Below are 19,133 nucleotides of genomic sequence, written 5' to 3'. Positions count from 1 at the left end.
CGCTCGACAGAGCGGCTTTTGTTTTGGCGGAATCGTTGATTCCAACGCGATAGACAGTCGTCAGACTTCGTCGATCCACGCCATCTGAATGGCTTCCAGCACCTTTTCACCGGCACGGTCCGGCGAATCGTCGAAACCGTCGAGCGCCATCACCCATTGGTGAAGGTCGGTGAAGCGAACGTACTGCGGATCGATATCGGGATGGGCCTCGGTAAGCGCAATCGCGATGTCTTGAATGTCAGTCCATTTCATGGGCAGGCTCCTTTTCTCCTGACTTGTCACCACACGACGCCAACGGCGTTGCTTAGTGATTTTCCTTGGCGTGGTTGATCGTGTACTTCGGAATCTCGACAACCAGATCCCCGTCGGCAGGCACCAGCGCCTGACACGACAGGCGCGACGTCGGCTCAAGGCCCCAGGCCTTGTCGAGCAGATCTTCCTCTTCGTCTTCCGCCGGCGCCAGCGACTCGAAGCCCTCGCGCACGATCACATGACACGTGGTGCACGCGCACGACAACTCGCATGCATGCTCGATCTCGATGCCGTTGTCCAGCAGTGCTCTGCACACGGAGATGCCCGTCGGAACTTCCAGCACGGCGCCTTCCGGGCACAGCTCGACGTGAGGCAATACAACGATTTGAGGCATAACTTTGAATTTCCGTGTGTGTCTTACAGTTTGTCGATGTCCGCCACGCGCCGGCCGGCCAGCGCTGCGCGGATGCTCTTGTCCATGCGGCGTGCGGCAAACTCGTCCGTCGCGTGCGAGAGCGTTTCGGTCGCTGCCTTGATCGCGGTCTGATCGTCACCAGAGGCCTTCTGGCGCAAGTCGGCCAGCAGGCCATTGATCTTGGCGCGCTCACCGGCATCGAGCAATTCCGGGTCGGCCTGCAAAGCGCTATCGATCGCCACCAGCAGACGCTCGGCTTCCACCTGCTGCTCACGCAGCGCGCGTGCACGCATGTCCTGTTCGGCCGAACCGAAGCTGTCCTGCAACATGCGCGAAATGTCGTCGTCTGCCAGACCGTACGACGGCTTGACCTCGATGGAGGCCGCCACGCCCGAATGCACTTCTTGTGCCGAGACGGAAAGCAGCCCGTCGGCGTCGACCTGATACGTCACGCGAATACGCGCCGCACCGGCCGTCATCGGCGGAATGCCCCGCAGCTCGAACCGGGCCAGCGAGCGGCAATCCGAGGCCAGTTCGCGCTCGCCTTGCAGCACGTGAATGGCCATCGCCGTCTGGCCGTCCTTGAAGGTGGTGAATTCCTGGGCGCGGGCCACCGGAATCGTCGCGTTACGCGGGATGATTTTTTCGACGAGGCCGCCCATCGTCTCGACACCGAGCGAGAGCGGAATAACGTCGAGCAGCAGCCAATCGTCCCCTTCCGCCTGGTTGCCGGCCAGCAAGTTGGCCTGCACGGCGGCGCCGAGCGCCACCACCTGATCCGGATCGAGATCGATCAGCGGCTCACGGCCGAAGAAGCCTGCGACGGCCGCGCGCACTTGCGGCATGCGCGTCGCGCCTCCCACGAGGACAACGCCCTTCACGTCTTCCTGCCCCATGCCGGCATCACGCAACGCCTTGCGCATCGGGCCGATCGTGCGTTGCACGAGCGGCGCGCCAAGCGCGGTGAATTGCTCGCGCGTGAGTTGCAGCGCAACGTTGCGCCCGCCAGACAGCGCAAGCGAGATGGGGGCCTGTTCGGCATCGGTCAGCGCTTCCTTCGCGGTGCGCGCATGATCGAGAAGGCCGCGTACGTCTTCGGGCGTGAGCGAGGCGGCGTCGAGACCGGCGGCTTCCAGCACCCAGCGGAAGATCACCTGATCGAAGTCGTCGCCGCCGAGCGCGGAATCGCCGCCCGCAGCGAGCACTTCGAACACGCCCTTCGTCAGACGAAGAATCGAGATATCGAACGTGCCGCCGCCCAGATCGTAGACGGCGTAAAGGCCTTCCGCCCCATTGTCGAGCCCGTACGCAATCGCCGCTGCCGTCGGCTCATTGAGCAAACGCAGAACGTTGAGGCCGGCCAGACGCGCGGCGTCCTTGGTGGCTTGACGCTGCGCGTCGTCAAAGTACGCGGGCACGGTAATCACGGCGCCCACCAGATCGTCGCCGAGCGTGTCTTCGGCGCGCTGACGCAGTGTGGCCAGAATTTCGGCAGACACTTCCACCGGACTCTTCACGCCACCTGCGGTTGTCATCTGCACCATGCCGGGCGCGTCGACGAATTCGTACGGCGCATTATCGGCGTGAGCGACATCGGCCAGACCCCGGCCCATGAAGCGTTTGACGGAGACGATGGTATTACGCGGATCGGTAGCCGCAGCCGCCTTGGCGTCGTGGCCGATCTGGGTACGGTGACCGCCCAGATAACGCACGACGGACGGCAGCAGCACGCGGCCCTGGTCGTCGGGGAGGACTTCGGCCACACCGCTGCGCACGGAGGCCACGAGCGAATGCGTCGTGCCCAGGTCGATGCCCACGGCGAGCCGCCGCTGGTGCGGCGCAGGGGACATGCCGGGTTCGGAAATTTGCAGAAGGGCCATGACTTTGCAATGCGGGCGACGCGCTCGCGCGTGCACCCTGTTCTCAAGCAGTTCTCAATGACATGTGACGGCGCCGCACCGGGCCGTCACGCGTTTTCCAGCATTTCGATGCGCTGCGCGATGTCGTCTTCGGCGCGCGCAATGAACATCAGTTGCCGCACGGCTTCCGCCGACGGCTGCCATGCGCTGCTCTCGAGCCAGTCGCCCAGCTTGGTGAGCCGCACGCGACGATCGTCGCGCAGAGACCGGGCAAGCGCTTCGAGGGCGTTGATATTGCGTGCAGCGACGGCGTCGTCGATCGCTTCGCGCCACTCCATCTGCTGCATCAGGAAATCGGGGGCCATCGCGGTGTTGTTCTCCGCGCCCACATCGATGCCTTGCAGCGTAAGCAGGTACGTCGCGCGCTGTAACGGGTCGCGTAACGTGCGATAGGCAGCGTTCGCCTGCGCAGCCCATTGCATGGCCACGCGCCGTTCGGCGTCGCTCGCGCTCGCGAATCGATCCGGATGCACGCGCGATTGGACGGCACGGTAAGCCGTCTCGAGCGCCTCGGTATCGAGCGCAAAGCGCTGCGGCAAATCGAACAGCGTGAAATAGTTGTCAGTCAACGCACTCATCGCGCACTCTTCATTCGTCACGGGCGTCGATGCGATATGCCGTCGCGTCACGCCACCCGCCTTCGGCCCGTAAAAAAAGCGGCTCGCGCCGCCTTGCTGCCTACGCTACTGCTCACCGCCCGGCAGGCTCTCGCCACGTCTGCCGTCGTTGACGGCGTCCGCTGCGATCTCACTGCGTCGCCTAACATACTCAGCGCACCCGACGCGCTTCACGCCTCCGCCGGCTCGCCGCGTTCGCACTTGCGACAGGGCAGTGTGGTGCCGAGCATCGCTTCACGGCCTGCGGGAGTTTGCGTCCACGTCCGGATCTGCCACGGGGGAAGATGCCGGACATGTTGCCCATGCCCACACGCCAGTCGCGCGACCCATTGGCCTTCATCGTCTTGCCGAAAACCGACGATCTCGCGCAACGGCGCGGCGTCAGACGCGGAAAGACTCGCCGCAGCCGCACTCATCCTTGACGTTCGGATTATTGAAGCGGAACCCTTCGTTCAGGCCTTCGCGCGCGAAGTCCAGTTCGGTGCCGTCGATGTACGGCAGGCTCTTCGGATCGACGATCACCTTCACGCCATGGCTCTCGAAGACCGTGTCTTCGCCCGCCACGTCGTCGGCGTACTCCAGCTTGTAGGCCAGGCCCGAGCAACCGGTCGTCTTCACGCCCAGCCGCAGGCCTACGCCCTTGCCGCGCCGCGTCAGATAACGCGAAACGTGCTGCGCGGCCTTCTCGGTCAATGTAATGGCCATCGTGCCGATTCCTTTATCCGTCGTGCCGCTCAGGCAGCTTTTGCCGGCTCGGCCGACTGGCCGTGCTTCTGCTTGTAGTCGGCCACGGCCGCCTTGATGGCGTCTTCGGCCAGAATCGAGCAGTGAATCTTCACCGGCGGCAGCGCCAGTTCCTGCGCGATCTGGGTGTTCTTGATGTCGAGCGCCTGATCCAGCGTCTTGCCCTTGACCCACTCGGTCACGAGCGACGACGAAGCAATCGCCGAACCGCAGCCGTAGGTCTTGAACTTGGCGTCTTCGATCACGCCGGCTTCGTTCACACGAATCTGCAGCTTCATCACGTCACCGCAAGCCGGGGCACCGACCATACCGGTACCGACAGCGTCGTCGCCCTTTTCGAACGAGCCAACGTTACGCGGGTTTTCGTAGTGATCCAGAACTTCCTTGCTGTACGACATGGCTAACTCCTTGAATGCTCAGTGTGCGGCCCACTGGATCGATTTCAGATCGACCCCGTCCTTGTACATTTCCCACAGCGGCGACAGATCGCGCAGCTTGCCGATCTTGCCCTTGAGCAGTTCGACCACGTAGTCGACTTCCTGCTCAGTCGTGAAACGACCCACCGTGAAGCGAATCGAGCTGTGCGCCAGTTCGTCGTTACGACCCAGGGCACGCAATACGTACGAAGGCTCCAGCGAGGCCGACGTGCACGCCGAACCCGACGACACCGCGACATCCTTGATCGCCATGATCAGCGATTCGCCTTCGACAAAATTGAAGCTGATGTTCAGGTTGTGCGGCACACGTTGTTCCATGTCGCCGTTCACATACACCTCTTCCATTTCCGTCAGACCGCGCAGCAGACGATCGCGCAGCATACGCACGCGCTCGTTCTCTGCTGCCATTTCTTCACGTGCGAGACGAAACGCCTCGCCCATGCCGACGATCTGGTGCGTGGCCAGCGTGCCCGAACGCATACCGCGTTCGTGACCGCCGCCGTGAATCTGTGCCTCGATACGCACACGCGGCTTACGACGCACATACAGCGCGCCGATACCCTTCGGGCCATACGTCTTGTGCGCCGAGAACGACATCAGGTCGACCTTCAGCTTGTCCAGATCGATCGGCATCTTCCCGGTCGCCTGGGCGGCGTCAACGTGGAAAATGATGCCCTTCTCGCGGCAGATCTCACCGAGAGTGCCGATATCCTGAATGACGCCGATTTCGTTGTTCACGGCCATGACCGAGACGAGGATCGTGTCCGGACGCAATGCCGCCTTGAAAACGTCCAGATCGAGCAGACCGTCGTCCTTCACGTCCAGATACGTGACTTCAAAGCCCTCGCGCTCAAGCTCGCGCATCGTATCGAGTACGGCCTTGTGCTCGGTCTTCACCGTGACGAGGTGCTTGCCCTTGCCTTGGTAGAAGTGCGCTGCGCCCTTGAGGGCGAGATTGTTCGACTCGGTGGCGCCCGACGTCCAGACGATCTCGCGCGGATCGGCGTTCACCAGCTTGGCGACTTCCTCGCGCGCCTCCTCCACGGCTTGCTCGGCAGCCCAGCCGAACGAGTGGCTGCGCGATGCCGGGTTGCCGAACTGCTCGCGCAGGTAGGGCAACATCTTGTCCACGACGCGCGGGTCAATCGGCGTCGTGGCGCTGTAGTCCATATAGATGGGGAGGTTGAGGGTGTCGTTTTTCATGGGGTGCTCCAGGATCGTGCCGTGGCGCCTGTTATGAACGGGCCATATCGAAGACCGAATTGGGAATGCGCGTAGCGATGGTCTGGCTGTTGGTGCCGGACTCGCGGGTGTCGCGCAGAACGGCCTGCTGGGCCTGCTTGCTACGTTGCTGCTCGACAAGGTCGCGCAGCGAAACGGAATCGAGATACTCGACCATCTTCTGGTTGAGTGTCGCCCACAGCTCGTGCGTCATGCAGTGGCCGCGATGGCCGTCCTGGCCCTTCTCGCAGTTGCCCTTGCTGCCGCACTGGGTGGCATCGAGCGGTTCGTCGACCGCAATGATGATGTCAGCAACCGTCACTTCTTCCGCTCGACGCGCAAGGCTGTAACCGCCGCCCGGCCCGCGCACGCTCTCCACGATCTCGTGGCGACGCAGCTTACCGAACAACTGTTCCAGGTAAGAGAGGGAAATTCGCTGACGCTGACTAATGCCCGCAAGCGTCACGGGACCCGCGTCCTGGCGCATGGCCAGATCGATCATCGCCGTAACGGCGAAACGGCCTTTCGTGGTAAGTCTCATGATGATGCAGGGGATTAATCTCGACTATTTTCGTCAAGTATAAATTCCCTACGAATTTAGTCAAGTACTTCTGGCCCATTTTTTGCGGAAGTTCCCTCACCCGTTCGTGAAATTTCTTATTTTTCGGGACGGGCATCCCTCTGCGGGGAGCGCAGAGGGAACAACAGCACCAGAGGATTGCGCAGCACGGCGCGCCAGATGGCGCGATGGATTTGCCGGCGGTCGCCCAATCGCAGTGGACGTGATCGGAGCGCCATGTGGAATGCTAACGCAAAACTGACGCCAACGTTGAGCAGGGCCATCGACCCGACACCAGCCACCGCCAGCCAAAGGGCTGAATCGTGCAGCACCGGGATGCCCAGCACCCCAATGGAGGTGGCAATCGAGCCTGTCGACAACGTCACGTGGCGCACCTCGAATGGCAGCGCGAACGCTGTCAACACGGCCGGCACCAGCCCCAGCATGAAGCCGAGGGTCAGATTCCCAAGCACAGGGGCGATGTGACGACGGCACCCATCCGCCAGCCGCGCCGCGCCATTGCGGCCGAAGACGAAGCGCAGACGCCGGTTGTAGGCCAGCACATCCCCGATGCCGTGTAGCGCGAACCAGTTGTCCGCCCAGCCCGAAATCAGACTCGAGAACCACAGCAGCACCCCGGTCAGGATCGCAAAGAGCGGTGTGACACCAAAAATCGAGAACGACGTGAGCGTCGCGTGAGCCTTTTCGGGCGAAATCGTATTCATACCTAGCGCCGCCGACACCGCCCACTGCACCAGCAGGCAGAACGGAAACACCATCGCCAGATTGCCGAAGATGGCCGCCGCCTGCGTACGCACGAGGGCGATCACCTCGCCGACGAAGGCGTCCATGCCAGCGGGCGTGTCCACGTCGTCAAGCTTGCTGGCGATGGCCGGTGCCGTCATTGCAGGCTGCTTGGTCGCCAGTGTGAAGTGGCAAAAGTGCATGAAAAGAAAGCAAAGCGCGTAGTTGGCACCGGCGAGGAAGCCCTCGACAACGGTCGGCAGGTGCATGCTCACAATCAGGAACTTCACGTAGACGGTCACCACCGTCACGAGGCCACCGCCGCAGGCCATCTTCAACATGGCGAAGTATTCGCTGCGATTGCGGGCGATGTAGTGCTCGCCCGTCTCGGCACTGCGCTCCACGACCTTGCGCGCCAGCAGTCCGAACGAGGTCCGTGCCAGTTCACCCACGCTCTGGCTCGCCCGATTCGCGCGCACCAGATCGGCGAACAGTCGCACGCGCGCCGTAGCGCGATCCTCATCGGCCTGGGTCAGCCACGCCTCGAGCAGACGCTCGAGCCGGCGAATACGCGCCTTGGCCCGCTCCACCTGAAACACGATATCCACGCTCACGCCGTTCTCGTCGAGATGCGCATACACCTGACGCGCCGCGCGGCCGCAATCGTCGAGCAATGCGCGAAACACGTTGATGTGCTGCACGAAGTGCTGTGACGGCGGCGCACCATGCGCGAACGCCTGCCCGGCATCTTCGAGTTCCTGCATGGCGCGTCCGAGCCGGTAGAACGGCGATTCGGTGGCACGCGGATATGTCAGACGGGAACGCACCGCCTGCGACAGCCCGGTCGACGCAATCTGGTCGACGAGGTGATGCATTGCGGCAAGCAGATCGTCGGCGAACGGATTCCAGTCGGCGTCGTCATCCTCGTCCTCGCCGTAATGCAGCAGCGCGATGAGATCGACCAGCAGTTCGGGGGGCATGGCGGCGATCCAATCGGCCGCGTCGCCGTCGGGGAACATGAGCGAGCACAACGCGGAGAGATCGCGTCGTGTCGGCGGCGGCGGAATCAGCGCCTTCTCGATACGCTCGACCAGCGCGCCCCAAAATCCCGGCCGCACGGGCAAGCCCGTATCGCACAGCAACGAAATCGCGTCGCTCTCGTGAATGACACTACGCAGCGTGCGAGCAACAGGCAAACGCCATGCCGGATTCCGGTCGAGCATTTGCAGCAGATAGCGCAGGCGGGTATGCGGACGATAACGCGCCGCCTCGCCCGCCTCGCGCACTTCCACTTCATTGACGAGCGCGCCACGCTTTTGCACCCAATGCGCCAATTCGATCAGCCATTGATTACGGACGGCCAGCGGCGCAGATGGGTCGGCGTGTGCAAGCAGTTCGTCGAGCTGATGGCCGGCGTGACGAGAGGCGCGCCATTTACGCCAGTACGAATTGAGCGAATTGAGCATCGATTGGGGAACGGGTGATGAGAGACACCGAGGTGACGAAAGACAGGGGATACCCGCCGAACCGGCGCAACCGCGCCGATGCTGGGGCGAATGATATCCCCATCGACGCGTGTCGCGGAAGATGCTCAGTCTTTCGTCCCGTACCGTTCATCCGTCGAACGCCAATGCTTCAGGTCTCTTTTTCCAGTCGCGCAAGCAGGCCGTCGAGACCGTCCTCAATATAGTCGAGCACAGTTTCGAAGCCTTGCGCACCACCGTAGTATGGGTCGGGTACTTCAGTGGCGTCGTGACACGTTGCAAAGTCCACCAGGCGCACGACCTTGTGACGATACTCAACCGGACAACGTGCCGTGAGAAGTGCTGTGGTGGAGCGGTGATGGCATGTGTCTACTCATGAAGCGCCTGGAGCGTGGTCTGCCTGAGCCAGGTACAGTTACCAATGCTGCTCGAAGGTATCGACTGGCGGCAACCGGTGCGCACGACCGAGCCGAGTTCGGCGCTGTAAACGTGCCGGCGCCCGCGTAAACTGCGGGCATGCCCACGGCCGACACCTATCCGGATGATGTTGAAGCGCTCAAAGCCTTGCTGCTTGAGCGCGACGCTGGCAACGCTCTCGCGCAAATCCGACACGAGTCAGGCGATTCTCTACGCTCTGAACCGGTGGGAAGCTCCGACGCGCTACTGCGACGACAGACAACTGGAAACCGACAATCTGCCAGTTGAGCGGGCATTGCGTGGCGTGGCCATCGGCCGGCGCAATTACCTGTTCGCTGGCGCGGACTCGGGCGGCGAACGTGCTGCCGCGATTTACAGCCTGATCGGCGCGTGCAAACTCAATAACATCGATCCCGAGGCCTATCTGCGCTATGTCCTGGCGTGCATCGCGGATCAACCGATCAACCGGATCAACGCGTTACTGCCGTGGCAGCATGACCGCCTCAGCACAGTAAAGGGATAATGCCATCGACATCCATACCCCGGAGACCCGATGGCCAAGTCGTTCCAGCTCTACACCCTGCGTGTGCAATTGCAGTACATCAGACCGGCGATCTGGCGCCGGATCACCGTCGAAGGAACCGAGTCACTGCGCAAGCTGCACCACATCCTGCAAGCCGCCTTCGGCTGGTCGGATGCCCATCTACACGACTTCCTGATCGACGACGAGACCTATGCCCAGCTCGACACTGAAGCGGGCTTGGAGTTCATGAACCTGGACAAAACGCTCGACGACCGGAAAGCCAAAGTGCATAAGGCACTGCGACCGGGATCCCGCATCCTCTACCGATACGACTTCGGCGACGGCTGGGATCACGACATCGTCGTCGAGAAAATTGAGACCATCGGCCGAGAGCCCTGGGGAGTCGCCCAGGTCATCGACGGCGCACGCGCTTGCCCCCCCCCCGAGGACGTGGGCGGACCGCCTGGGTACGAGGCATTCCTCGCCGCGTTACGCGACCACCCAGATAGCGAAGAAGCCGACCATTACCGTAGTTGGGTTGGCCCTGTCTTCGACCCCGAACTGTTCGATATGCGCGCGGCAAACGCCACGTTAATGCGTATGGCATCCAACCGCTGGGGCAACCGATAACGTTGTCAAGACGGTACTGACGACGCGCTTACGATGTTGCTCACCCGCCTACGTGGGTGTTCGTCCGGCTCAATCGCATCTGCGGGCATGGCCGCAGCGCTGCGCGGTGCCCCTGCCGTATCCAGTCCGCCAAAGCGCGGTTCACGGTGAACAGAGTGAGGCGCCCTATTGCTTGGCGAAAAAACTGCCTACCGCAGCAGCGATATAGAGCACCACGAATGCCGCGAATCTGATATCGCGCCGCCTGCTTTCCTTCTCGGTGAGGACAGGATCGTAAAGATTGAACCCGCGCCGGTACAAGCGGCGTAGCGCATAGAGCCCAACGACAGATAGCGCGAGCCATATCAGCGGTTCGTAGCGTGTCATATCCAGCTCCGTTGTGGATCAGTTCAACCGAACCTTGCGCCGGCCGCAATGACGGCCACGGCAGTCAGGGATTGATGCGTAGTAATTCGCAATCCGGCCATTTTCCGACAGGTGGATTTCGCCATACGCGCCAGCTTTGGGACGTCCCTCTCCAGTCGCGCGTTCGAATTCTGGCTATACCTCCAAGTGAGCAGATCCGCGTCGGCGCGGCGACGTTAAATTATTGCCCGTACCCACCTTCCCCGATCTGATCAGGATCTCGGGTCTGCTGTCTTGAGGGTCTTACACCCATGGTCGTTCGAATATCCCCTTGAGCAAGTACCAGACGCTCAATCCAACGAATATGACCCCACCGACAACGTGCAGGCTTGCCACGTAGAAGTACGCTCTGGCCCCATCCTCGAACCGATAGGTCCTGACCGAGTAACGCCCCCACGACAGCGGCTTGTGAAACGCAAACGCCTCATACGCGTGGAATAGAAGGTAGTAACTGAGGCCAAGGAACGTCGCTGCGCCGGCAAAAAAGCCTAGTCGGATCCAGACGGCGCGCCGCCGACGGTCGATCATGGACCACATCAAATGCTCGTTGGTGCCCCGGCGCATCAGGAGTTTCCTTGTTGTTAGTTCAAGAAAGTATAAGCGCGGGCTTGGCCGAGCAGTAACGCACTAGCCTTCCAGTACTCCGGTTCGGTCCAGTAGACGGTTCCATTGCACCAGAGCGAGCCTGACCGCTCACAGGCCCATGGCGGACATGGTTAAAGCCGCATCGCCACGGTGTTCTGCCGGGGCGCCCCCCGCACGTCAGAAGGAATCCCCATGTACACACAACTCGAATGCGCGGTGTCGCGAAACACCGGCGCACACGTTCGTCAGCAAACGCTCGACGAGTTGAAGCGTGCGGCCCGCGAGCGTGCCGCCGAATCAGCCGACGTCCAGAACGCAGTGCAGCGCCTGATCGACACCGATTACGACGGCTACTGCGCATTGCAGGATGCGCTCATCAAGCAGGACATAAAGCACGCCGGCGAGATCCTGCAGGTCGCGTTCGAGGTCGAGATCAACGTTTTTGCCGAAGCTGAGGTGCGGGTATGAGCCTCCTCGCCCTTCTGGCCCGTGACTTCGGCACATTCTACGGCCGCGTCCTCTTCATCCCGATCGTGTTCTTTCTACTCGTCGGTGGCGCGAAATACTGAGTTGACGCCGACGCCAGCGAAATGCCCGCTGAATACCTCGCCCCGGTACTGCCCGTGCAGACGACTATCGCGGGAGAAAGATCGTCGCCGCGCTGCCAGTATTCCACCGGCGCGGCAGACGAGAGGACTTCACGCGAGCCCGAATGTTCTCCTCAAGCTCGCATCCACGGGGCCGGAGGGCATGAAGCGCCGCAACTTGCGCAACAGGGACGCTTCGCCGGCTGGTGTGCGTCGCATACGCCAGGTGCCAAGCGCCGCTTCAACTACTGTCCCCGCTACGCCGTCGGGCGCGGGGGCACCTTTGACACTGTTGACGACTGCGCTGGATGCAAGATCCCGCTCGCGATCATAGCCGGCGATTTTCGAGCGAGCCAGAGGGGCGTTGGTGTCCAGATTGGTCCTGGTAAAGGATGGTTCGACCAACGCTACCCGGATACCGAACTGACGCACCTCATGGTCCAGGGTCTCGGTCAGCCCTTCGATGGCATGCTTGGATGCGGAGTAGAGTCCCATGTAGGGGGCGGGCAGGAATCCAAGCACGGAACTGACATTGACGATCCTTCCGCCGCGTTGTGCCCGCATATGGGGAAGTACTGCCTGCGTCGTGCGCAGAACGCTGAAGACGTTGGTATCGAATAGCGACAAGGCCTCGGCAGTCGAAGTTTCCTCGACGGCACCGATCAGGCTGGTTCCCGCATTATTGACGAGTACATCAATTCGCCCGGTGCGCTCGATGACGGACTGGATTCCAGCCTGGACCGAAGCATCGTCGCGAACGTCCATCTCGATGAGCCCGACTCCGGAGATAGGCACCGCTTTTGCGATGCTGCGCACTGTGCCAAACACGCGGCAACCTCGCATCGCGAACTTCTCGGCGGTGGCACGTCCGATACCCGATGACACGCCGGTCACAATAACAACCGTGGAATTCGACATGAACAGCTCCGTTTGGTGAATTGATGGTGTTTCAACGCGCGTCGAGCGCATCCTGCGTCATCGGTTCGGGATGCGATGAGTGGTGATCCCGGCTCTTGTGTGAACCCGCAGCGCTGCCGGGCCGGATCCTGAACCAGATCGAATACATGGCCGGCAGGAACACCAGCGTCAGCACTGTCCCGGCCAATGTGCCGCCGATTAGCGTGTAGGCGAGGGTTCCCCAGAACACCGAATGCGTCAGCGGTATGAAGGCCAGGATCGCCGCCATAGCCGTGAGGATCACCGGGCGCGCCCGTTGCACCGTGGCTTCGACGACCGCATCGAATGGATCCAGCCCGGCATGTTCGTTCTGGTGAATCTGCCCGATCAGGATCAGCGTGTTGCGCATCAGAATCCCCGAAAGCGCGATGAGGCCGACCAGCGCATTGATGCCAAACGGCTGCCTGAACAGGATCAGCGCCGGCACCACGCCGATCAGGCCAAGCGGGCTGGTCAGGAACACCATCACCATCGACGAGATCGACCGAACCTGGAGAATGATGATGACCAGCGTGATCGCCAGCATGATCGGGAACAGTGGCAACATGGCGGTCGTCGCCTTGGCCGATTCCTCGATGGAGCCCGCCTGCTCGATGCGATAGCCACTGGGCAGCTTCGCGATGATCGGCTGAAGCTGCCTGGTGATTGCCGCTGATACGTCCGGCGGCTGCAGGTTGTCGGCAATGTCGCCGCGCACCGTAATCGTCGGCACGCGGTCGCGCCAGCGCATGATCGGCTCCTCCATGCGCACGTCGACCTTGCCCACATGCGACAGCGGGATGCGTTGTCCATCCGCACCGGCCAGCGTGAAATCGCCGAGCCGGGCAGGATCGAGGCGCGCATCGCCAGCCGAACGCGCCACAACCTGTACGGTTCGAATGTCCTCGCGCACGGCGGTGACAGGCACGCCGGTGAGCAGGAACTGCAGTTGTTGGGCGACGGCGCTGGACGTCAGCCCTACCGCCTGCAGACGGTCCTGCTGCAACGCGAAGTGCAGCGTTGGCGTGCGCGTGCCCCAGTCGGTGTTGACCGTGCGCATCATCGGACTGGCCTCCATCAACTGCTCAACTTCAGCCGCGATTGCGCGCAGCTTGTCCGGGTCCGGACCGGTGACGCGATAGGCGACCGGGAACGGCGAATATGGCCCGAACACGAGTTGCGTGACGCGTACGCGCGCTTCGGGCACAAGACCGTCGGCAATGGCTCGCCGCAGTCGCGCCTTCAAAGCATCGCGTTCCTCCTGACTGTCCGTGCGGATCACGATCTTCGCGAAGGACGGATCGGGAAGTTCCGGCCCCATCGCCAGGAAAAAGCGCGGTGCCCCCTGGCCGACGTACGCGGTGACGATGCTGGCCTCCTTCTGTTTAGCCAACCATGCCTCCACCTTATGTGTGGCGGCACTGGTCTGTGAAATCGACGTGCCGTAGGGCATCTGCACCTCGACCAGCACTTCGGGACGGTCCGAGATCGGGAAGAACTGCTTCTTGACCACGCCCATACCGAGGATGGCCAGAGCAAAAAGGCCGACGACCGAACCGGCGACCAGCCATTTGCGCGCGATGACGCGTGTGAGCAACTGACGGAAGCGGTTGTAGCGCGGCGTGTCGTAGATTGCGTCGTGGCCGCCTTCGCCCCTTTTGAAGTCGGGCAGCATCTTTACGCCGAGGTAGGGCGTGAAGACCACGGCAACGACCCAGGATGCGATCAGCGCAACGCCGACGATCCAGAACATGTTGCTGGTGTATTCCCCTGCGGTGGACCTCGCGAAGCCGTTAGGCATGAAGCCGACCGCCGTCACCAGCGTGCCCGACAGCATGGGTGCGGCAGTATGGCTCCAGGCATAGGCAGAGGCGGCCACACGGCTGTAGCCTTCCTCCATTTTCACCACCATCATTTCAATGGCGATAATCGCGTCGTCTACCAGCAGGCCAAGCGCCAGGATCAGGGACCCCAGGGTGATGCGGTCGAAGTTCTTGCCTGTTGCGGCCATCACCACGAACACGATGGCCAGCGTCAACGGCACGGCGGCGGCAACCACCAGGCCTGCGCGCCAGCCCATGCTCACGAAGCTCACGAGCATGACCACCAGCAGAGCAACAAAAAACTTGAGCATGAACTCGTCGACCGCCGAATGAATGTTGACGGCCTGATCGGTGACCTTGGTCAGGCTCATCCCCAGCGGCAGCCCGGCGTTGATTGTGCCGACCTCGCTATCCAGTACCTTGCCGAGATCGAGCCCGTTCCAGCCATCGCGCATCACGACGCCGAGCAGCAGCGCGGGTTCTCCGTTGTTGCGGATCATGAATGTCGCCGGATCTTCATAACCGCGCTCGACGGTGGCCATGTCCGAGAGCTTCAGCGTGCGACCTTGCACGACGACCGGCGTGTCGCGGATCTTCTGCAGGTTGTCAAAGGCGCCGTCCAGGCGAATCAACACCTCCGGACCTTTGGTCTCCACGGAGCCGGCTGGCGTCAGGGCGTTCTGGCCATTGAGCGCGGCGAACACGTCCTGCGGACTGACACCGAGTGTTGCCAGCCGGTCATGCGAGAACTGGACGTAGATGCGCTCGGCCTGCTCGCCGATGATATTGACCTTCTTCACGCCAGGCACGTGCAGCAACCGTTGGCGAAGCATCTCGGCATCGCGCACGAGCAACCGTTGCGGTTCGCCCGCGGCTTTCAGTGCGAAGAGCGCAAACGTGACGTCAGCATATTCGTCGTTGACCATCGGCCCGACCACGCCAGCCGGAAGGTTGGCTATTTCGTCGCCGATTTTTTTCCGGGCCTGGTAGAACTGCTCCTGCACTTCCGAAGGTGGCGTGCTGTCGAGCAAGGTCAGCGTCGTGAAGGCGAGGCCGGGCCGCGTGTAGGTCTCGGTCCGGTCGTACCAGCGCAGCTCCTGCATGCGCTTTTCGATCTTCTCTGCGACCTGATCGTGCATTTCCTGCGCAGTGGCCCCTGGCCATACGGTGATGATAGTCATCACCTTGATTGTGAACGCCGGGTCTTCGGCGCGACCCAGCCTGAAGAACGACAGGAGCCCGGCCAGCGAGATTAGGCAGATCAGGAACAGGGTAATGGAACGCTCGCGCACGGCGAGCGCCGACAGATTAAATCGGCCTTCGCTCACGGACGTGCTCCTTCGTTCGCCATCGCGACGGCCTGACCGGACACGCGGACCTGTTCGCCTTCGTGCAGCAACTGAGCGCCGAGCGCAATGACGCGATCGCCTTGCTTCAACGTGCCAGACACGCGCGCGCTGTCGTCGTCCAGGTGCAGGACCGTCACCCGCTGCCATGCAACCCTGGCCGGCTTGCCGTTGACGACCCACACGCCGGGCCCTTTGCCCGCATCGAGCACCGCGCCGATCGGCACCTGCATGCCGCCCTGGAGCGCCACGCGTGCGTCCGGCATCTCGATCGTGACGGTTGCGCCTAGCGGCGCGTCGGCCAACGCACCCTGCAACACGTAACGCGCTTCGAAGGTGCGGGTACGCGGATCTGCCGTATCCGAGAGCTGGCGCAGCGTAGCTGGCACGCTGACGCCGCTGTTGCCGAACAGGGTTGCCTGGGCGACCGAGCCGATGGCCGGGCGCAAGGTTTCCGGTAGCTGGATCATGGCCTCGCGGCGCCCGGCATGGGCCAGGCGCACCACGGGCTGTCCGGCGCTGACGACCTGGCCGGGTTCGGCCAGCGTTTCCATTACGACGCCATCGCCGTCCGCGAGCAGCTCGGCATAGCTCGTCGCATTGCGCGCCACGTCGGCGTCGGCCTGGGCCGCGCTGAGCTGCGCCCTGGCTGCATCGGCGGCCGCCTTGGCCTGATCGTAGGCCGAAGCCGAGATCGCCCCCGTGCCGCGCAGGTCGCGATACCGCTCCTCATCCTGCGCGGTCTGCTGCGCTCGCGCCCGCGCAGCGGTGACCGCCTCCTGCCGGGCCCGCGCGGCGAGCTTGAGATCAATGGGATCGAGGCGCATCAGCAACTGGCCGCGTTTGACAGTTTGGCCGGCATCCACCAGCCGTTCCAGCACCTTGCCGGAAACACGGAAACCCAGGTCGCTTTGCACGCGTGCCGCGACGGCCCCCGTAAACGAGCGGGACGCGGGGACCGCGCGGTGAACGATGGCCGTGCGCACCAGCGGCACCTCGGTGCGCGGATCGGACGGTGCTTTTTCGCTGCAGGCCACCAGCGCAAGCGGCAGCGCACAGGCGAGTGCAGAGGTGGTGAGGCGTCGCGAGAACATGAAAGTCCCATCGATAAAGTGACGATGGCTTTCATTATGTTTCCAGTGACTATTTTAGTCAATAGTCACAACCAAAACGTATCAGGGCGACAGACTTCGGAGTACCAGGTTGGACAGCTGCGCAGGCGCAACATCGGTGGTATCGCGGTTGTACTGCAGGAGTAACGGATTGAGGTAGGGGCGCAGCACCAGATATATCGCCATTGCAGTTTCGTCCAGCGGCGTCTTGCGTTCGAAGTCTCCGCTTTGCCGACCTTCCTGCAAAACTTCCTGGAGCAACTTCTGCACACGTGCCTCATAGGCTTGCACCGCCCGCCAGTTTTCCGTGGCGGCTGATGCGGCAATGTCGTATAGCTTGCGATCCCGGAAAAATAGCCTGAGGCTCGCATCGGTAAAGACCTTGAAGATCCGTCGTAACTTCTCCGGCGGCAGATCCGTCTCCGCGACGGCTGTCGTGACCTCGTTTTCGATCTCGCGCAGACAGTTGACGCAGATCATCTCGCCAATGGCCTGCTTCGATTCGAAGAACTTGTAGATGTAAGCCTTTGAAAATCCGATCGCCCTGGCAAGGTCGGAGACCGTCGTTTTCTCGTAGCCATACCGGCTGAAGTGCTCGGTGGCGGCGGCAACGATCTGGTCCCGCACCTCGTGATCAGCCGGGCCTCGCGGGGGGGCGGAGGGAGTGGTGGTGTTTTTCATGGGCATAGCATACAGAAATGGACAACAAGTGACTATTTGGTATTATAGTCACACACGAAACATCGCTAAGACGCTCATGCTACCCAAACACCTCCTTGCTGCGGTCATTGTCGCCAGCCTTTCGGCGGCCTGCGCTGTCGGCCCCGACTATGTCCGGCCCGATGTAGCCATGCCGAACCATTTCCAGGGCCAGGCCGCGGTAGCTCACCGGCAGGCGGTGGAGAGCGCAGACCTAGTCACGTGGTGGACCGGTTTCGGCGATCCGCAACTGACACGATTCGTTACGCTCGCGCTGGCACAGAACCTAGACCTCGCGCAGGCCGCCGCTCGCGTCTCGCAGGCGCGCGCTGGGCTCGGGGCAGCGAATGCCGCGTTGCTGCCTTCCGGCAATGTCGGCGGCCAGGCGGCCCGGGTCCACCAGTCGGTTGAAACGCCGCTGGGACGTGTCCTGAGTTCAACGCCCGGTTTCGATCGCTACGGCAACGACTACGAGGCCAATTTCAGCGCAAGCTGGGAACTGGATGTATTTGGTGGCCTGCGTCGCGGGCGGGAAGCTGCACTTGCCGACTACCAGGCTTCAGAGGCCGGCGCAGTGGCCACGCGCCTGACTGTGGCAGCACAGACCGCAGACATCTACATCACCATTCGTGGATTGCAGGCTCGCCTGCAGGTGGCCCGCAAGCAGTTGCAGACGCAGCGAGATCTGCTCTCGACCATCAACCTCCTCTATGGCAAAGGGTTGGCGGCCGACCTTCAGGTGAGCCAGGCTGAAGGTGCGCTTGCGCAGGTTCGGGCATCCGTCCCAGTCCTCGAAGCGGGGCTGGATACGGCGATGAACGCGCTGGATGTAATGCTGGGCACACAGCCCGGCACGCATCGGGCGGAACTCATCGAGGGGGGCGATATCCCGGCCGCTCCGCGAATCGCGGGTACTGGCTCGCCCGGTGAGTTACTCAGGCGTCGGCCCGATCTGATCGCGGCCGAGCGTCGCCTTGCTGCATCCAACGCGCGTATCGGCGTGGCAATCGCTGAATATTTCCCCAAGGTGTCGCTCAGCGGGCTGATTGGGAGCGCCACTTCGGTGGCCAGCGGCAACCTGTTCAGCAGTGGCGCCAGTCAGGCCGCTGGCGTGCTGGGGCTGCGCTGGCGTCTGTTCGATTTCGGCCGCATCAATGCGCAGATCAATGAGGCCAAAGGCCAAGACGCCGAGATGCTCGCCGCGTACCGACTTGCCGCATTGCACGCAACGGAGGACGTCGAGAATTCTTTCTCGGCACTCGTCAAGCGCGAAGAACAGGCTGCCGTTCTCGCGCAGGGAGTGAATTCGCTCGGCCGGGCGCGAGCCGCCTCGTTTGCGGCCTACCAAAAAGGCGTCGTCAGCCTGATCGAAGTCCTGCAGGCCGATCAGAACTTGCTGCGCGTATCCGACGAGCGGGTTCAGGCGAAAACGGAGTCGGCGCGCGCAGCGGTCGCCGCATTCAAGGCGCTCGGCGGGGGGTGGCAACCCGCGGGTCCTCAGACCGTTGGATGGCGAAGGCTATCGGGCAGGAGTCGTTACGTGGCTGAGTACTTCTTTGACCTCAGCAAGAACGAACAGTACGAAGCTCTGGCATTCTCGCGTGAGCAATCCTGACGGCCCGCCCACCTACTGGAAAAAGATGTGTGGGTCGTCTGGGTACTGCGCGCACTATTTGAA

At 62.4% G+C, this 19,133-nt stretch carries 19 protein-coding genes and 2 pseudogenes; 4 read left to right on the top strand and 17 right to left on the bottom strand.

All coding sequences use genetic code 11. The annotated features are described in order from the left end of the window. Positions 1-60: 60 nt before the first annotated feature. The 11 genes and pseudogenes from iscX to PCO31110_RS12155 form a co-directional block, all read right to left on the bottom strand. A complete protein-coding gene (gene iscX, locus PCO31110_RS12205; protein ID WP_010807456.1) occupies positions 61-252 on the bottom strand; it encodes a Fe-S cluster assembly protein IscX in 192 nt (63 codons plus the stop codon). Between the two features lie 52 nt (positions 253-304). Further along, on the bottom strand, positions 305-646 hold the full coding sequence (gene fdx, locus PCO31110_RS12200; protein ID WP_010807457.1) for an ISC system 2Fe-2S type ferredoxin: 342 nt from the start codon (positions 644-646) through the stop codon (positions 305-307). Between the two features lie 23 nt (positions 647-669). After that, positions 670-2,547 (bottom strand): Fe-S protein assembly chaperone HscA, encoded by a 1,878-nt coding sequence (hscA, locus tag PCO31110_RS12195; protein WP_150690547.1) that lies wholly within the window; start codon positions 2,545-2,547, stop codon positions 670-672. Between the two features lie 86 nt (positions 2,548-2,633). Continuing rightward, a complete protein-coding gene (hscB, locus tag PCO31110_RS12190) occupies positions 2,634-3,164 on the bottom strand; it encodes a Fe-S protein assembly co-chaperone HscB (RefSeq protein WP_010807459.1) in 531 nt (176 codons plus the stop codon). Positions 3,165-3,373: 209 nt separating this feature from the next. Next, positions 3,374-3,619 (bottom strand): DUF3565 domain-containing protein, encoded by a 246-nt coding sequence (locus tag PCO31110_RS12185; protein ID WP_081636112.1) that lies wholly within the window; start codon positions 3,617-3,619, stop codon positions 3,374-3,376. After that, positions 3,585-3,908, bottom strand: a complete 324-nt coding sequence (iscA, locus tag PCO31110_RS12180) for an iron-sulfur cluster assembly protein IscA (RefSeq protein ID WP_010807461.1) — start codon at positions 3,906-3,908, stop codon at positions 3,585-3,587. The genes PCO31110_RS12185 and iscA overlap by 35 nt, the downstream gene beginning before the upstream one ends. 29 nt (positions 3,909-3,937) lie before the next feature. Continuing rightward, positions 3,938-4,345 (bottom strand): Fe-S cluster assembly scaffold IscU, encoded by a 408-nt coding sequence (gene iscU, locus PCO31110_RS12175; RefSeq protein WP_010807462.1) that lies wholly within the window; start codon positions 4,343-4,345, stop codon positions 3,938-3,940. An 18-nt stretch (positions 4,346-4,363) separates the two neighbouring features. After that, positions 4,364-5,587 carry an IscS subfamily cysteine desulfurase gene (locus PCO31110_RS12170; protein WP_010807463.1) on the bottom strand — a complete coding sequence of 408 codons (1,224 nt, stop codon included), beginning with the start codon at positions 5,585-5,587 and terminating at the stop codon, positions 4,364-4,366. Between the two features lie 31 nt (positions 5,588-5,618). Further along, the gene (gene iscR / locus PCO31110_RS12165; RefSeq protein WP_010807464.1) at positions 5,619-6,146 is read right to left on the bottom strand and encodes a Fe-S cluster assembly transcriptional regulator IscR; all 528 of its coding nucleotides are present in this window, start codon (positions 6,144-6,146) and stop codon (positions 5,619-5,621) included. Positions 6,147-6,262: 116 nt separating this feature from the next. After that, positions 6,263-8,374 (bottom strand): site-specific recombinase, encoded by a 2,112-nt coding sequence (locus PCO31110_RS12160; protein WP_150690546.1) that lies wholly within the window; start codon positions 8,372-8,374, stop codon positions 6,263-6,265. 169 nt (positions 8,375-8,543) lie between these two features. Beyond that, positions 8,544-8,702, bottom strand: a pseudogene (locus PCO31110_RS12155) (arsenate reductase/protein-tyrosine-phosphatase family protein); the annotation flags it as partial. Between the two features lie 267 nt (positions 8,703-8,969). Here PCO31110_RS12155 and PCO31110_RS12150 point away from each other — a divergent pair. Together PCO31110_RS12150 and PCO31110_RS12145 are read left to right on the top strand one after the other, a co-directional pair. Next, a pseudogene (locus PCO31110_RS12150) lies at positions 8,970-9,332 on the top strand (transposase domain-containing protein); the annotation flags it as partial. 30 nt (positions 9,333-9,362) lie between these two features. Next, on the top strand, positions 9,363-9,962 hold the full coding sequence (locus PCO31110_RS12145; protein WP_150690545.1) for a plasmid pRiA4b ORF-3 family protein: 600 nt from the start codon (positions 9,363-9,365) through the stop codon (positions 9,960-9,962). Positions 9,963-10,127: 165 nt separating this feature from the next. Here the strand turns inward: PCO31110_RS12145 and PCO31110_RS12140 are convergent, their stop codons facing one another. Together PCO31110_RS12140 and PCO31110_RS12135 are read right to left on the bottom strand one after the other, a co-directional pair. Next, on the bottom strand, positions 10,128-10,328 hold the full coding sequence (locus tag PCO31110_RS12140; RefSeq protein WP_150690544.1) for a hypothetical protein: 201 nt from the start codon (positions 10,326-10,328) through the stop codon (positions 10,128-10,130). 282 nt (positions 10,329-10,610) lie between these two features. Continuing rightward, positions 10,611-10,904: a hypothetical protein gene (locus tag PCO31110_RS12135; RefSeq protein ID WP_150690543.1), complete on the bottom strand. Its 294-nt coding sequence runs from the start codon at positions 10,902-10,904 to the stop codon at positions 10,611-10,613. A gap of 240 nt (positions 10,905-11,144) precedes the next feature. On the opposite strand from PCO31110_RS12135, the gene PCO31110_RS12130 reads away from it, so the two are divergent. Beyond that, positions 11,145-11,420, top strand: coding sequence for a hypothetical protein (locus PCO31110_RS12130; protein WP_150690542.1), 276 nt, complete (start codon positions 11,145-11,147; stop codon positions 11,418-11,420). Between the two features lie 230 nt (positions 11,421-11,650). Here PCO31110_RS12130 and PCO31110_RS12125 read toward each other — a convergent pair whose 3' ends face one another. The 4 genes from PCO31110_RS12125 to PCO31110_RS12110 form a co-directional block, all read right to left on the bottom strand. Continuing rightward, positions 11,651-12,457 (bottom strand): oxidoreductase, encoded by an 807-nt coding sequence (locus PCO31110_RS12125; protein WP_150690541.1) that lies wholly within the window; start codon positions 12,455-12,457, stop codon positions 11,651-11,653. Between the two features lie 31 nt (positions 12,458-12,488). Then, on the bottom strand, positions 12,489-15,626 hold the full coding sequence (locus PCO31110_RS12120; RefSeq protein WP_150690745.1) for an efflux RND transporter permease subunit: 3,138 nt from the start codon (positions 15,624-15,626) through the stop codon (positions 12,489-12,491). Next, entirely contained in the window at positions 15,623-16,738 is a 1,116-nt protein-coding gene (locus PCO31110_RS12115) for an efflux RND transporter periplasmic adaptor subunit (RefSeq protein ID WP_150690540.1), read from the bottom strand. The genes PCO31110_RS12120 and PCO31110_RS12115 overlap by 4 nt, the downstream gene beginning before the upstream one ends. Before the next feature lie 81 nt (positions 16,739-16,819). Beyond that, positions 16,820-17,437: a TetR/AcrR family transcriptional regulator gene (locus PCO31110_RS12110; RefSeq protein ID WP_150690539.1), complete on the bottom strand. Its 618-nt coding sequence runs from the start codon at positions 17,435-17,437 to the stop codon at positions 16,820-16,822. Between the two features lie 76 nt (positions 17,438-17,513). Between PCO31110_RS12110 and PCO31110_RS12105 the strand changes: the two genes are divergently transcribed. After that, positions 17,514-19,070: an efflux transporter outer membrane subunit gene (locus PCO31110_RS12105; RefSeq protein ID WP_246189823.1), complete on the top strand. Its 1,557-nt coding sequence runs from the start codon at positions 17,514-17,516 to the stop codon at positions 19,068-19,070. Positions 19,071-19,133: the final 63 nt, after the last annotated feature.

This window comes from Pandoraea communis (assembly GCF_902459745.1).
Classification (GTDB): Bacteria; Pseudomonadota; Gammaproteobacteria; order Burkholderiales; family Burkholderiaceae; genus Pandoraea; species Pandoraea communis.
The sequence above is the reverse complement of the archived record's forward strand: the minus strand, read 5'-3'. Positions and strand labels throughout refer to the sequence as shown.

Bases quoted from the DNA above. Each gene is read 5' to 3' on its own strand.
- iscX (WP_010807456.1), bottom strand. From the start codon at position 252: ATGAAATGGACTGACATTCAAGACATCGCGATTGCGCTTACCGAGGCC.
- fdx (WP_010807457.1), bottom strand. From the start codon at position 646: ATGCCTCAAATCGTTGTATTGCCTCACGTCGAGCTGTGCCCGGAAGGC.
- hscA (WP_150690547.1), bottom strand. From the start codon at position 2,547: ATGGCCCTTCTGCAAATTTCCGAACCCGGCATGTCCCCTGCGCCGCAC.
- hscB (WP_010807459.1), bottom strand. From the start codon at position 3,164: ATGAGTGCGTTGACTGACAACTATTTCACGCTGTTCGATTTGCCGCAG.
- PCO31110_RS12185 (WP_081636112.1), bottom strand. From the start codon at position 3,619: ATGAGTGCGGCTGCGGCGAGTCTTTCCGCGTCTGACGCCGCGCCGTTG.
- iscA (WP_010807461.1), bottom strand. From the start codon at position 3,908: ATGGCCATTACATTGACCGAGAAGGCCGCGCAGCACGTTTCGCGTTAT.
- iscU (WP_010807462.1), bottom strand. From the start codon at position 4,345: ATGTCGTACAGCAAGGAAGTTCTGGATCACTACGAAAACCCGCGTAAC.
- PCO31110_RS12170 (WP_010807463.1), bottom strand. From the start codon at position 5,587: ATGAAAAACGACACCCTCAACCTCCCCATCTATATGGACTACAGCGCC.
- iscR (WP_010807464.1), bottom strand. From the start codon at position 6,146: ATGAGACTTACCACGAAAGGCCGTTTCGCCGTTACGGCGATGATCGAT.
- PCO31110_RS12160 (WP_150690546.1), bottom strand. From the start codon at position 8,374: ATGCTCAATTCGCTCAATTCGTACTGGCGTAAATGGCGCGCCTCTCGT.
- PCO31110_RS12145 (WP_150690545.1), top strand. From the start codon at position 9,363: ATGGCCAAGTCGTTCCAGCTCTACACCCTGCGTGTGCAATTGCAGTAC.
- PCO31110_RS12140 (WP_150690544.1), bottom strand. From the start codon at position 10,328: ATGACACGCTACGAACCGCTGATATGGCTCGCGCTATCTGTCGTTGGG.
- PCO31110_RS12135 (WP_150690543.1), bottom strand. From the start codon at position 10,904: ATGTGGTCCATGATCGACCGTCGGCGGCGCGCCGTCTGGATCCGACTA.
- PCO31110_RS12130 (WP_150690542.1), top strand. From the start codon at position 11,145: ATGTACACACAACTCGAATGCGCGGTGTCGCGAAACACCGGCGCACAC.
- PCO31110_RS12125 (WP_150690541.1), bottom strand. From the start codon at position 12,457: ATGTCGAATTCCACGGTTGTTATTGTGACCGGCGTGTCATCGGGTATC.
- PCO31110_RS12115 (WP_150690540.1), bottom strand. From the start codon at position 16,738: ATGTTCTCGCGACGCCTCACCACCTCTGCACTCGCCTGTGCGCTGCCG.
- PCO31110_RS12110 (WP_150690539.1), bottom strand. From the start codon at position 17,437: ATGAAAAACACCACCACTCCCTCCGCCCCCCCGCGAGGCCCGGCTGAT.
- PCO31110_RS12105 (WP_246189823.1), top strand. From the start codon at position 17,514: ATGCTACCCAAACACCTCCTTGCTGCGGTCATTGTCGCCAGCCTTTCG.